Here is a 13,899-nt window from a genome sequence, read left to right on the forward strand (position 1 = left end):
GCTTTCAGCAGAGTGTGTCACAGGAGTTCACGACAGGGCATGCGATCAGTCTCGTAGTTGTCGGACTCCTGAACCTCGGTCTCGCCGGGTACATCCTCCGGACGCGCTCGAGAGAGGACGTCGTCCCGCTCGCGGTCTTTCTCGCAGGGATTGCGCTGTGGACGATTCCCCAGGGGGTGCTCCTCGTCGAAACCGATCCGACGATCGGATTCGCGCTGGCGAAGACGGTCGACTCCGGCGCGGTCATCATGTCGACGGGACTGTTTCACTTCGCGATGGCTTACGCCGGCCGGGAGGACTGGCTTCGTCCCCGACGTCTCGGCGTCGTCTACGCCATCACTGGTATGTGGATCATCCTGACGTGGACGAACCCCGCTCACAGTCTGATGCACGACCCGATGCAGTTCACCGAAGTGCTGCTCCCGGTCGAGGAGTACCAGAACACCATCTACTGGGTGTACGTTTTCTACAACTGGTCGCTCTCGGGGGCGGGCATCTACGTCTTCTTCCTCGAGTACCTCGATGCCAGAGGCAGCGACGTCTACCACAAGCAGGCGCGGCTGGTCGTACTGGCGCCGTTGATCCCCGGTGTGGCGAACGTGCTCGCGTTCAACGAGACGACGGCGATCAACTACTCCGTGTGGGGGTTCGGCGCGACCGGCATCCTGATCGCCATCGCCCTCTATCGGTATCGCTGGCTCGACCTCGTTCCGATCGCTCGCGACCGCGTTATCGAGGGCATGCAGGATGGCTATCTCGTCGTCGATCATAAACGACGGATCGTCGACCTCAATCCCGCGGCGCGAGCGTTACTCGAGGACGAGGACGTCGTTGGGAACCACATCGACACCGTGCTCCCAGAGAGTCGGCCACTGCTCGAGGGGGAGACGCGAGAGCTCACGATCACCCGAAACGGGGCAACCGTCGACGCGAGCGTCTCGATCCTCGCCGACGACCGGACCGAGGGTGTCGTGTTGATGCTCCGGGACGTCACCGAGCAGCGGCGGGCCGAGAAGCGCTTTCAGGCGCTCATCGAGAACGTCTCCGACGTGATCACGGTCGTCGACGAGGCGGGACGGATCACCTACACTAGTCCCTCGGTACATGGTGTGGTCGGCTTTCGGCCGGGAGAACTCGCCGGTGAATCACTGCTCGAGTTCGTCCACCCCGAGGACCGCGCGGACGCAGTCGAGGCATTCGCAGCCCTCCGAGACGGAACGACCGTGGAAACGCGCTTCGAGTACCGACTCCGCCACCGAGACGGGTCCTGGGTCGTGTTCGAAGGGGTTGCAATCGACTTACTCGAGAACGACATCGTCGGCGGGGTCGTGATCAACTCCCGGGACGTTACCGACCGGAACGCCCGCGAGCGGGAGTTGCGCCGAACGAACCGACGCCTGGAGGAGTTCGCGGGCGTGATCAGCCACGACCTGCGAACGCCGCTGCGGATCGCCCGCAGCTACGCGGAGTTCGCCGAGGCATCCGCGAGCGCCGACGATTTCCAGGCGGTGACCGACGCTCACGACCGGATGGACCGAATGATCACGAGCCTGCTGACGATGGCCCAGACGGGGACGACCCTCGAGGAGCCCTCGCCGGTCGAACTCGAGTCGGTCGCAGAAACGGCATGGGACACAACCCGCGTCGGGGAAGCGACGCTCGTCTGTGACCTCGCCGACGGCTGGACGGTGGTCGGTGACCGCGATCAGTTGCTCCACGTCTTCGAGAACCTCTTTCGGAACGCCGTCGAGCACAACGACGCCCCCGTGACGGTCCAGGTGAGTCACCTCGAAGGCGATACGGACGCGGGGTTCGTCGTCGAGGACGACGGGGACGGAATCTCGTCGGAGTATCGCGAGCTGGTATTCGAACGCGGTCAGACGACGAGCGAGAACGGGACCGGCTTCGGCCTCGCGATCGTCCGCGACGTGATCGAGGCCCACGGATGGCGGATTGGCGTCACCGAGAGCGCCAACGGCGGTGCTCGCTTCGAAATCGAGTTCGACGGGAGCAGATTGGAAAATCGGGAACGATAGTGACCAGACCTGCAAAAATTTCGAGAACCGGGCAAGGATACCCGAATCGCGCAAAGCTGTGCTATGAGCGGCGAGTACTGGCCTCCTGTCGATCTGCAGTCGCACTCGAGGCGCGGTCTCCGCCCGCCGGCCGGTTCGACCTCCGCACCAGAGTACGCTCGCATCAACGACCCAGACCGGCGCTCATTGTCATTCCGGGGGAACTTTGATGCATCCGAGGCGTCGTAGACGGAACGATGGGCTCGGAACCGCTGTCAGAGGTGCTTCGAGAGACACTCGACGCCGTCAGCGGCGCCGGTGAGCCGCTGGCGACGATCGAGGTAGCCGACCACCTCGGCGTTGCCCGCCAAACCGCGCACGATCGACTGGAGCGACTCGCCGAGCAGGGCCACCTCGAGAGCAAATCGGTCGGTGCTCACGGTCGTATCTGGTGGCTACCGACGGGGGCGGCTCCCGCCGAGAGGAGCGTCCCGCGGGATCACCTCGAACAACCGGACGAGGACCGTCTGCGTGCCCTCTACGAGTCCTCGCGTCGCTTCCTCACCGCTGGGAGTACATCGGCGATCAGTGACGCGCTTGTCGACACCGCGAGTGAGGTCCTCGACCTGCCCGGCGTCGTGGTCTACTGCTACGACGCCGACCGCGACCGCCTCGTTCCCACCACCGCGTCCGCTGACGCGAGTTTTATGCGCGGTGAGTTTCCCCAGCTTGCGCCCGACGACAGCAGCATTGCCGGCTCCGTCTTCACCCGCGGGGAGCCCCGTTACTACGAGGACGTCCTCGAGTCGTCACACCTGCAGGTGTCCCCGGAGACGACCGAGATGCGAGCCGGAGTTTTCGTCCCATTGGACGCCGAGGGGATCCTCATCGCCGGCTCGCGTGAGGTCGACGGCATCGACGAAGAGACCCGCCAGCTGACAGAACTGCTGGCGACGAACGCGACAGCGGCGTACAAACGCGTCGACGGCGAACAGGAACTGCGCCACCAGCGCGAGCAGCTTCTGGCCCTGAACAGCCTCAACGAGGTCGTCAGGGAGCTCACGGACGCCGTTATCGACCAATCGACGCGTGAAGAGATCGAGGCGACGGTCTGTGAGCATCTCGCGGCCTCCGACTCCTACCGATTCGCCTGGATCGGCGACGCCGACGGCGACAGCCAGCGGGTGCGAATGCGAACCGAGGCCGGCGTAGAGGACTATCTCGAAGGGGTTACGATCTCGGTCGATCCCGATGACGAGCGCAGCGAGGGGCCCACCGGGCGGGCGTTCCGGACCGGCGAGGTACAGGCGAGTCGGGACGTCCTCGAGGATCCGGAGTACGAACCGTGGCGGGAGATCGCTCGCGAGTACGGCTTTCGCTCGTCTGCGGCCGTCCCGATCATCCACGAGGAAACCGTCTACGGCGTGTTGAACGTCTATGCGGACCGGCCACGTGCGTTCGACGGCCAGGAGGGGGAGCTGATCGCCCAGGTCGGGGAGATAATCGGTCACGCCATCGCCGCCGCCGAGCGGAAACAGGCGCTACTCAGCGACGACCTCGTCGAACTCGAGTTCCAGATCCAGGACGTTTTTTCGGACTTCGAAACGGCGGTCGACTTCGAGGGGACGATCACGTTCGAGCACGCAGTTCCCGCGAGCGACGACGAGTTCCTCTACTACGGGACGGCGACTCCGGACGCAATCGACACCATCTCCGATCTCGCCGAAAAACTCCCACACTGGGTGTCGGTTTCCGTTCGTTCGACAGACGATCCCGTCCGTTTTGAGCTCCGGTTGGCTGAGCCACCGGTGCTATCGGTCGTAACGGCAATGGGGGGGTACATCGACAGCGGCGTCATCGACGGCGACACCTACCGACTCACGCTTCATCTTCCGCCGAGTGCCGATGTTCGCCGGGTCACCGACGCTATCGAGGCGGCCCACAGTCAGGTCACGATGCTGCGCCGCCGCCAGATTACGCGGCCCCGCGACGACCCCTTGCGCCTTCACCGACAACTCGTCTCGGATCTCACCGATCGACAGCGCGCGGCCCTCGACACCGCCTACTACGCCGGCTTCTTCGAGTGGCCCCGCGAGACCTCCGGAGAGGAACTCGCGACGTCGATGGACGTCGCCCCGCCGACGTTCCACCAGCACCTGCGGAAAGCTCAGCTGAAGGTGTTCGACGAGATGTATTCGACAACGAACGACACCGAAGAGTGAGACGTCACGAGGACCGGCGCGTCACGTCGACGTAACCGGGGAGTGGACGACCCCCTCGGCGCGGTTCAGGTAGGTCCCTAGCGCCCCGTACAGCCCGACCTCTTCGCCAAGCGGCGTTATCTCGAGTGTCGGTGGCTCGACGAAACAGAACTCGGCGAGTTCCTCGGCGAGTCCGTCCAGCAGCCAGCTCTCGTTGTTGAGCGCAACACCGCCGCCGACGGTGAGCAGCCCCGGATTGTAGACGTTACAGAGCGCGCCGATCCCGGCGGCGTTGTACCGGCTAATCTGTGCGAGACACGTCCGGGCGAACTCGTCGCCGGCCTCGGCTGCGGCGAACACGTCCGGGGCGGTGATGGCATCGTCGGGTGCGAGCGCCCGTCGTGCGAGTTCGCTGTCGGTCGCCCCCCAGTCCTCTCGCTCGAGACGGTGGTGGACGTACTGGGGGATGCCCCGACCCGAACAGAACGCCTCCCACGCGCCGGGCACCCCGCCGCTCTCGAGGTCGCTGTCCGGATCGACCGACAGCAACCCGAACTCGCCGGCCTGGCCGGACTCGCCTCGCAGTAGCTGACCGTCTTCGACGACGCCGCCGCCGATTCCAGTGCCGAAGGTGAGATGCAGGACACAGTCCTGTTCGGTGCGCCGCCCGAAGTACCACTCCCCGAGCGCCGAGGCCGAACAGTCGTTCTCGAGATACACCGGGAGGCCGGACGCCCGCTCGATCGGCTCGCGCAGATCGATCCGGTCGATAAACGCTCCGTCTGCGGTGTCGAACTTCCGGATGCACCCCGCTTCGGGATCGACCAGCCCCGGCGCGGAGATCGCCACCGCGTCGAGCGGTCGTATTCGCTTTAGTTCCTCGAGTCGCTCGAGCAGTTGCTCTGCGAGTCGGTGCGGTTCCGTGGGCTCCGTCGAAATATCGGTTACGAAGTCCCCTGCAGGCGTTCCGATAGTAGAGTGAAAATTCGTGCTCCCGAGACCGAAGAGCGCGACGAGGTCCATGCTCGAATCGAAGAGTACCGCACGGATAGTAATGAACCTGCAATCGGGACCTTAGGCATCTCTTAGTCGCCAGATGGTTGCCTCTCTGGGTTCATACCTACTGCTCGCTAGTGAATTAAAACCAGCATCCTTGTGTGTTCTATCTCGAGTAAAATGTGACTACCAGAACTACCCCGTTCATTGCCTTGTTTAACATTGTTGCTGAGCGTTCGACTTTCCACGTTCGATCGGGACAAGAAATAGAATAACGCTCAGTACAGACTAACTGACTCGCCGTAGCTAGACCGTTCCGGTGGTGCGAGAGACGACACGGCGACGGCGGAGACGAAGGTGAGGACTGCGATTTGTCGGTCGTTTCGATCGAAAATTGGCCTTTCGAGGAGGGACTCCCGATAGATTCCCCCCGCTCGCCTGCATATCTAAATGGGGTCGATTCTGTAATCTGTTCGATACTGTAATCGGATATACTGCAAACGTTAATACGGAACTTCCCTTATGTGGTATGCTAGTTGAACGGTCGGCTGTCGTTTCGGAAAACGGCCGGATTGGCTGCGCACGCCGCTGCTCTTCTAGCAAGGTGGCACAGATGGTAGAAGTCCTGTACGTCATCGAACGTCCGTTCATGCGGAAGACGTTCGAAGCGATCGACCGACACGTGGACGCCGACTCGGCGTTCATCCCAGTTAGAGCGGACGCACGCGGCAGTAGCGCGCTGATCGACGAAATCGAGGTTGACGATCCCGGCGCAGTCGACGACAACGTTCGGGCGGTCGATCCGGCCGTCGTGGTCTACAACCATCGGTTCGGGATCGACCGATTCACGTTCCACGAAGAGTACCCGCTCGTTCACCTGCGCCACGGGGCGTCAGTCGGCCGCGGCGAGATCGCCGTCACGGCGGACACGATTCTCGGCCTCGTCGCTGTCGCACTCGCGCCCGGCGAAAGATGGGCGACAGCGTACCGCGCGGCCGCTCCGGCGAGCGTAAAGGTCGCCGTCGTCGGCATCCCGGAAGCCGACGCACTCGTCGGCAGCCCCCCACCCCGCGAGCGTCGCGTGCTTTACGCGCCGACGAACTACCTGGTCGGCCGAGGCGCGTACGCGAACACCGCTCGTTCGGTTATCGAGTGTTTTGCCGAGACGGAGTACGAACTCCTCTTTCGCCCTCATCCGACCGATCGGCGCGAAGGGCCGGGCCTACCAGTCACTCGCGACTGTCGGGCCCGGATCGCGGAGCTCCCGAACGTCACCTTCGATACGTCTACGACCCCCACCGAGAGCATGCGCCGCTCGGACGTCCTGATCTCTGATTACTCGGGGTCGATCACCGAGTGGCTCCACACCGGGCGACCACTCGTTCAACTGACGAATATCGACGCACCCGACCGCGACGTCCCTCGGATCGGCGTGACGACGGACGCGCTCGATCTCGCGCTCATCGATGACCTCTACCGAAACGGTGAGCCCGACGCCGTGAGACGCCGGCGCGCATCGTGGCTCGAGGTCCTCGGAATTCCGATGGACGGGCGAGCAGGCGAACGCGCTGCTACGGAGGTGCTCGAATGCAGGGCGTGATTCTGGCCGCCGGTCGGGGCCGGCGAATGGGGGACTACACCGCCGAGGTCCCCAAAGCGTTCCTCGAGATCGACGGTCGAACGCTGTACGACCGCCAGCGCTCGCTGCTCGAGCCCCACGTCCGGCGGACGCGCGTGGTGCTCGGCTACCACCACCGGAGGGTTCTCGACAGGTACGACCCCGACGGACCGCTCGTTCTCGAGGAGTGGGACCGGTACGAGAACGCCGCCTCGTTGCTCTTCGCGCTGCGACGCGTCGACGACGACTTGCTGGTGATAAACGGCGACGTGCTCGTCGACGAGCGCGAACTCGGTCGACTGACTGACCAGTTCGACGGTCTCAGGGGCCGTCTCAACATCGTGGGCTGTGTTCCGGGAATACAGGATTCGGAAACGGCGATTCGGTGGGACGACACGGGGCAGGTGACGGCGTACGGATTGATCGAAGGCCACCGCCACGCCGGCTTCGGGATCGTGAGCCGCACCCACCGGGAGACGGCGATCCGGATCCTGAGCGAGCGACTGCACGAGTGGTACCCCTGCGTCTATCCGCGGACGCCGACCCGCCCGCTGTTGATCCCGCCGGAGCGCCACATCGAACTCAATCGACCGGCCGATCTCGATCGACTCTGCGAGTGGCTCGCGTCCGACCGAATCCGGTGTGCGTGAGGCGTGACCGGAGAGCCAGGCGGACACCAGGGTGAGTCCGGCCTCGAAAGCGCTCCGGTGGCACGATACTCTGCCGTCGAACACGTTCACCGGTACTGACAAACGCTACCATGAAACACAACATATATCTGTAGTGGGTGGTGGGAATCCGGTAGATGGAGATCATTGGCCATCGTGGCTGTGCGGAGCAGTTCCCCGAAAACACGCTTCTTGCGATTCGTAACACTGTGCGTCGATTACCGGCGGTCGAGATCGACGTTCGTCGGTGCGGTTCGGGTGAACTGGTGGTGTTTCACGACGCGACGCTCGACCGCGTCACCGAGGCGAACGGACGGATCGCGGAGACGTCTTGGTCGACGCTTCGAACGCTCACGGTACTCGACTCGGACCAATCGATTCCGCGCCTTGAGACGGTCTTGGAAGCTGTGCCCGAACACGTGACCGTTCAGATCGAGCTGAAAGAAACGGGCCTCGCGTCCGATACGCTGGGGCTCGCAGGGGAAGCCGGGGTTGACACGCGCATCTCGTCGTTTCTGCCCGAGGCGCTGGCGGAAGTGACGGCAAACGGCGCCGACGTTCCCCGCGGCCTCCTCTTCGGAGAGGCGCCCGAGACGAACCTCTCGCGGGCGGCTGAGCTGGGTTGTACGCACGTGTTTCCCCACTACGATCTCTGCACCAAGACGGATATCGTCTCCGCCGCTCGCGGGTACGGATTCGATGTCATCGCTTGGAAGGCGGCGCGAACGACCGAGCACGTTCGAGCCCTGCGCGAGGCCGGTGTCGACGGCGTCACCGCCGACCGCAATGACATCGTTCCCGCTCCTCGCTGCGAGCCCTCCGGCTCCTTGTAACCTGGCAGTGTCCGTTCAGCGGAAACCGTGGCCATCGACGCGCGATGCTGACCGCTCTATTCTGATCGTTCGCGGATCCAGACCCGGGCCCGCAGTGACCGACAGAGCGAAGCGTTCCGGTCGCGTATCTTCCTCGGAGGGCCCATTGCGACAGCAGCAGACGGAGCGTTACGCGGTCTCTCTTGTCGTGGACGACGCCCCGAGAGGAACAGCTATGAGCGAAAACGCATACAATCGGATGACGGTAACGCAGTACATCGACGGAGTCGAATCCATCGTCAACACGGAGCCCGGGGAGATCTACATCGACATTCCGGCGTCAAATCCGCGCTACATCCACGTTCAAGAGGGAGATCGTCTCTTGGAGGGCGACGTTCGTAGTCGAACCCGAGAGGAGCTGGAATCTCCCGCGCTCGCCAAGTGGCAGATTAAATCGATTTCGGAGGACACCGTTACCGGAACGAACACCGAGACCGGAGAAACCGTCGAGTGGGAACGTGAGTGGCTAGTAAAACGCCTCGGCGTCGGCGAGTACAGCGTCGACCTGCGCGATTTCGGGCGGGTGAGCGTGGCCGGATCCGGGGCGTGGGAACACCCGAGCGACAACGACCGCTCCGACGGCACCGCGCCAGTGGTGATCGTCTCGGTCTACGCGAACGATGGGGAGCGATTCACACAGCAGTACGCCGCCGGAACTGCAGGCGACTGGGAATCGCTGACGCTGGTGAACCAGGATCCCCGAATCGACGGGTTCGATCCGGAACTGCGCGAACGGTTCGACGACGCCGTCGCCACCGCACTCGACATCGAACAGCAGTACTCCCGATCGTCCGAACACGACGCAGACGCGACGTGAGACCGAGCGAGGCCGTTTTGCTCGTATGTATCCGCCCTCGGTCCCTCCTCAGAGGCGGCGTCCTCGGGTGTTTCGGTGTACCAGGGGCGAAGGAATAGAACACTCATCCGGCAGTGAGTAACCGACGAAACGGTAGTTCAGCGCGGCGACTGAGACGGTTATATCGACCTCGCTACCGAGAATTTCGGTAGGCGATTGTATGGTTGAGGAGCTACGAGTTCAGGAACTGACGGCACGCGATGCGGGGCACGGGCTCGTCCGGTTGAGCCGAACCGCCATGGAGAACCTCGAGATCACCGCGGGCGAGATCGTCCAGATCACGGGCCGACGCCGAACGGTCGCGAAGGCGGTCCTCGGCTACACGGACGACCCGGACGATGTCATTCGGATGGACGGAAACCTGCGCGCGAACGCGAACGTCGGGATCAACGATCGCGTCGAGGTGGTGAAAGCAGAGGCGAGCCCTGCGGAGTCGATCACGGTTGCACTCCCGCAGTACGTGATGCTCCGCGGCGCGGAACCGTTTCTCAAACGTCACCTCGTCGATCGGCCGATCGTACGGGGGGATTCCGTCCACATGCACCTCCTGGGTCGACCGCTCGTCTTTCTCGTCACGAGAACGGCGCCATCGGGCCCGGTGACGATCACGGACCGGACGACGATCACCATCCGCGACGCACCGATCACCGAAGAGGACCTCCGCGGCGAGCGGACTGACATCCCGGACGTGACCTACGAGGACATCGGCGGCTTAGAGCGCGAGCTCGATCAGGTCCGCGAGATGATCGAGCTGCCGATGCGCCACCCCGAACTGTTCCGGCGCCTCGGCATCGCTCCCCCGAAGGGTGTCCTGCTGTACGGCCCGCCGGGTACCGGGAAGACGTTGCTGGCGAAGGCCGTCGCCAACGAGATTGACGCCCACTTCGAGACGATCTCCGGCCCGGAGATTATGTCGAAGTACTACGGCGAAAGCGAACAACACCTCCGCGACGTCTTCGACGACGCCCAGGAGAACGCCCCCGCGATCATTTTCATCGACGAGATTGACTCCATCGCACCCAGTCGAGACGCGGTGACGGGCGACGTCGAACGCAGAGTGGTCGCACAACTTCTCAGCCTGATGGACGGCCTCGACGAACGCGGCGACGTGGTCGTGATTGCGGCGACCAACCGCGTCGACGCCATCGATTCCGCGCTGCGCCGAGGCGGCCGGTTCGACCGCGAGATCGAGATCGGTATCCCCTCGCGGGACGGCCGGCTCGAGATCCTTCAGATTCACACCCGGGGGATGCCCCTCACCGAGGACGTGGCCCTCGAGGACGTCGCCGACAGAACGTACGGGTTCACGGGAGCCGATCTCGCGTCGCTGACGAAAGAAGCCGCCATGCACGCTCTCCGCCGGGTACAAGTCGAGATCGATCTCGACGTCGAGGCCATCTCCCCCGAGGTTCTCGATCGGATCTCGGTCACGGGGGACGACTTCGAACGGGCGCTCCGATACGTCGAGCCCAGCGCGATGCGCGAGGTGTTCGTCGAAGTCCCGGACGTCACATATGATGACGTGGGCGGCCTCGAGCCAGTGAAACGCGAGCTGGTGCGAGCCGTCGAGTGGCCGCTTGCGTACCCGCAACTGTTCGAGACGCTCCACACCCGTCCGCCGCGCGGCGTCCTGCTGTACGGCCCGCCGGGGACCGGGAAGACCCTGCTCGCCCGGGCGGTCGCCAACGCGAGCCGGGTCAACTTCATCTCAGTGAAGGGGCCGGAGCTCCTCGACAAGTTCGTTGGTGAGAGCGAACGCGCAGTCAGGGATGTGTTCCAGCGCGCTCGACAGAACGCGCCGACGATCGTCTTCCTGGACGAGATCGACGCGATCGCACCGGAGCGGGGTGAGTCGTTCGACTCGCGGGTCACCGAACGGGTCGTCTCTCAACTCCTCACGGAGCTCGACGGCGTCGAGGACCTGCGAGGTGTGTTCGTCCTCGGGGCGACCAACCGTCCGGATATCGTCGACCGCGCGCTGTTGCGTCCGGGTCGACTCGAGAAAAATATCTACGTGCCAACGCCGGACCGCGACGCCCGCCGCGAGATTTTCGGCATTCACACCCGCGGCGTCCCGCTCGCCGGGGATGTCAATCTCGACGAACTGGCCGACGAGACGGACGGGTACACTGGCAGCGACATCGAGGCGATCGTTCGCGAAGGGAGCATGCTCGCGATGGACGAGGCCGTTGCATCACTGGATACCGACGCGGGCGACGAAGACATTTCGGCCGCCGCTGACGATGTGACCGTAACTCGTGCGCATCTCGACCGCGCGCTGGACAGGATCACCCGGTCGGTCTCCGATGACGCCCGGGACTTCTACAGCTCCCTCGTCGACCGGCTCGGCGGCGATACGACCGGCGACGTCAGTGACTCGATGCTCGGCTTTCAGTGACGGGTTCGGCCCCCGATCGTCGCCTTCGGCCGGAGCCCGTCCTACTGCTGTCGAATGTCGAGCGCCGCCTCGAGGGTGGAGTCGTCGCGCTCGGCGATACGGAGCGCGATAAGCACGCTGAGAACGGCCAGGCAGATTCCGGAGATCACGTCAAGAAACTGTTAGAGAACGGACTTCGGGCGGCGGTAGCCGTGGTGCATTTGCGCGCTGTATTGCAGCATTAGTCCCAAACCCTGTCACTAGTTACTGATTTCAACAAAGCCAATTGCCTCTTCACTACTGAAAAACTGCCACCGGTCGCTCAGTCGTACTTTCGAAAGCCCATGCTGCCGGGCCATCTCGCGAAACGACTGTCGACACAGCCAGATGTCGTACGTGCCGATCAGGCCCTGTTCGCGGCCGGTGTCTCTGCAGACGCGTTGGTTTCCAGTACGTCCTCCGTTTGCGTCGGTATCGGCGTTCGACTCGTTTGTGGAGTCAGTCGAAGCTCCACTGGTCATGCTAGCTCAGCCGCTCTCCGTCGCAACGACGGCGCGACCGACGTGTCCTCTGCGAAGTCTTCGAGGAGCGTCGTAGCGTTGCAGTCGGCTAACCCGTTGAGTGCGTGGCGGCGGAACTCGCCGCGAAGACCGCCCATCTGGACGAGAATCGCGAGGTTCGTCGTTTCGTCCGCTCGAGCGAGCGCATCGATCGCTTCGTAGCGTTTCGTTCGTGACACGTTCTTCGTGACTTCAGTCTGGAATGTCTTTGACATCGGTAGGTTTCGGGGGGTGGTTATCGAGCGTCCTCGAGCGCACAGTACGAACTCTCGTGAGCCGAAATCCACGCCGTTGTCGGCGAGTCCTCGGACGCGGTCGAGTAGATCGTACACAGGGTCGATCCCGCCTCGGTCGGTTCGACGATCACGCGGCACTCGAGCGACGGGTGCTCGGACGCCGATGGTGATTCCGGTTCGCTCACGGGCTCGTTCGGGTGCTGCGAGTCAATCTGCGAGTCCGATTTCTTCTTGCCCATCGTGTTCGGGAGTGTCCGCCTCGTCTTCGTCGGCTTCGTCGGGTAACTCGAACGTCGGGAAGCGGTCGTCGAACGCCGCCCAGTCGGCCTCGAACTCCTCGTCGGTGAGCAGACAGCGTTCGAGATGATTCCGGATCGACTCGTGATCCATCTCGATCCCGATGACGACCAGTCGCGTTCCGCGATCCCCCCACTCTTCGTCCCAGGTTTGCTCGAGTTCGGGGTAGGCTTCGAACTGTTCGGCGCGCTCTTCGGGCGGGAGGGATGCGATCCAGTTCCCGGCGGGTGCGACTCGAATCGACTGGCCGGCGACGTGTATCATGAGTGCCATCTCCTCGCGGCCGGCGAGCCAGAAGTGGCCCTTCGATCGAACGACCTCCTCGGGGAACTCGTCGAGAAATTCGGCAAACCGCTCGGGGTGGAAGGGGCGTCGCGCCTCGAACACAAACGAGGTCACGCCGTGTTCTTCCTCGGCCGATTCGTGGGGCTCCCGTAGTTCCTGCATCCAGCCCGCCGATCGGCTCGCTTCTTCGAAGTCGAACCGACCAGTGTGGATGATTTCGTCGACGTCGATCCGCCCGTGAGTCGTTCGGACGATCTCGGCACGGGGCTGGAGGACCTCGAGTGTCGCTTCGATCTCGACGAGCGTCGCCTCGTCGACGAGATCACACTTGTTTACCACGAGGACGTCACAGAACTCCACCTGTTCGACGAGCAGGTCCCCGAGGTGTTTCTCGGTTCCATCGTCGTCGAGGATCTCGTCAGACTGCATCGCCTCGTGGAACTGGTGGGCATCGACGACCGTCACCGCCGTATCGAGGTGGCAGTTCTCGAGCGGTTCGATTCCGGTTTCCTCGTAGAATTCCGTGGGGTCGAGATCCGATTGGTCGAATCCGAGCGTCAGCGTCTGCGCCACGGGGAGCGGTTCGGCGACGCCCGTCGACTCGATGACGATCGCGTCGAACTCCCGCTGGCGTGTGAGTCCGCCGATTGCGTCGAGCAGATCACCGCGCAGTTCACAGCAGATACAGCCGTTCGAGAGTTCGACCAGCTCCTCCTCGTCGGCCGAGATGTCCGAGGATTCGGCGACCAGATCCGCATCGACGTTCACTTCCCCCATGTCGTTGACGAGCACGGCGAGATCCCGGTCGCCGCTCTCACGGAGTACGTGATTGAGCGTGGTCGTCTTTCCGGCACCGAGCGTCCCGGATAGCACCGTTACGGGAATCGTTTGCTCTTCCATGCATTATCAACAATAGCT

At 63.5% G+C, this 13,899-nt stretch carries 11 protein-coding genes and 1 pseudogene; 7 read left to right on the top strand and 5 right to left on the bottom strand.

What is annotated here, in order from left to right:
- The first annotated feature begins 14 nt into the window (after positions 1–14).
- Both AC6I6S_RS17040 and AC6I6S_RS17045 read left to right on the top strand, forming a co-directional pair.
- Positions 15–2,036 carry a histidine kinase N-terminal 7TM domain-containing protein gene (locus AC6I6S_RS17040; protein WP_497951809.1) on the top strand — a complete coding sequence of 674 codons (2,022 nt, stop codon included), beginning with the start codon at positions 15–17 and terminating at the stop codon, positions 2,034–2,036.
- 236 nt (positions 2,037–2,272) lie between these two features.
- Positions 2,273–4,237 (top strand): bacterio-opsin activator domain-containing protein, encoded by a 1,965-nt coding sequence (locus AC6I6S_RS17045; RefSeq protein ID WP_497951810.1) that lies wholly within the window; start codon positions 2,273–2,275, stop codon positions 4,235–4,237.
- Between the two features lie 21 nt (positions 4,238–4,258).
- Here AC6I6S_RS17045 and AC6I6S_RS17050 read toward each other — a convergent pair whose 3' ends face one another.
- Positions 4,259–5,239 (bottom strand): ROK family protein, encoded by a 981-nt coding sequence (locus AC6I6S_RS17050; protein WP_497951811.1) that lies wholly within the window; start codon positions 5,237–5,239, stop codon positions 4,259–4,261.
- Positions 5,240–5,825: 586 nt separating this feature from the next.
- Here AC6I6S_RS17050 and AC6I6S_RS17055 point away from each other — a divergent pair.
- The 5 genes from AC6I6S_RS17055 (at position 5,826) to AC6I6S_RS17075 (ending at position 11,624) form a co-directional block, all read left to right on the top strand.
- Positions 5,826–6,812 (top strand): CDP-glycerol glycerophosphotransferase family protein, encoded by a 987-nt coding sequence (locus tag AC6I6S_RS17055; RefSeq protein WP_497951813.1) that lies wholly within the window; start codon positions 5,826–5,828, stop codon positions 6,810–6,812.
- Complete coding sequence (locus tag AC6I6S_RS17060) at positions 6,800–7,480, top strand: NTP transferase domain-containing protein (protein ID WP_497951814.1); 681 nt, start codon at positions 6,800–6,802, stop codon at positions 7,478–7,480. The genes AC6I6S_RS17055 and AC6I6S_RS17060 overlap by 13 nt, the downstream gene beginning before the upstream one ends.
- A gap of 155 nt (positions 7,481–7,635) precedes the next feature.
- Positions 7,636–8,331 carry a glycerophosphodiester phosphodiesterase gene (locus tag AC6I6S_RS17065; protein WP_497951815.1) on the top strand — a complete coding sequence of 232 codons (696 nt, stop codon included), beginning with the start codon at positions 7,636–7,638 and terminating at the stop codon, positions 8,329–8,331.
- A gap of 214 nt (positions 8,332–8,545) precedes the next feature.
- Positions 8,546–9,187 carry a hypothetical protein gene (locus AC6I6S_RS17070; RefSeq protein ID WP_497951816.1) on the top strand — a complete coding sequence of 214 codons (642 nt, stop codon included), beginning with the start codon at positions 8,546–8,548 and terminating at the stop codon, positions 9,185–9,187.
- Between the two features lie 199 nt (positions 9,188–9,386).
- Positions 9,387–11,624, top strand: a complete 2,238-nt coding sequence (locus tag AC6I6S_RS17075; RefSeq protein ID WP_497951818.1) for a CDC48 family AAA ATPase — start codon at positions 9,387–9,389, stop codon at positions 11,622–11,624.
- A gap of 301 nt (positions 11,625–11,925) precedes the next feature.
- Here AC6I6S_RS17075 and AC6I6S_RS17080 read toward each other — a convergent pair.
- From AC6I6S_RS17080 to AC6I6S_RS17095, 4 genes and pseudogenes are all read right to left on the bottom strand, one after another.
- Positions 11,926–12,124: pseudogene (locus AC6I6S_RS17080) on the bottom strand (30S ribosomal protein S14).
- The gene (locus AC6I6S_RS17085; RefSeq protein WP_497951819.1) at positions 12,121–12,378 is read right to left on the bottom strand and encodes a hypothetical protein; all 258 of its coding nucleotides are present in this window, start codon (positions 12,376–12,378) and stop codon (positions 12,121–12,123) included. Before AC6I6S_RS17085 ends, AC6I6S_RS17080 begins: the two are co-directional and overlap by 4 nt.
- 20 nt (positions 12,379–12,398) lie before the next feature.
- Entirely contained in the window at positions 12,399–12,638 is a 240-nt protein-coding gene (locus AC6I6S_RS17090) for a DUF7511 domain-containing protein (protein ID WP_497951820.1), read from the bottom strand.
- Entirely contained in the window at positions 12,607–13,881 is a 1,275-nt protein-coding gene (locus AC6I6S_RS17095; protein ID WP_497951821.1) for a GTP-binding protein, read from the bottom strand. Before AC6I6S_RS17095 ends, AC6I6S_RS17090 begins: the two co-directional genes overlap by 32 nt.
- Positions 13,882–13,899: the final 18 nt, after the last annotated feature.

This window comes from Natrononativus sp. DTA114, assembly GCF_059736515.1.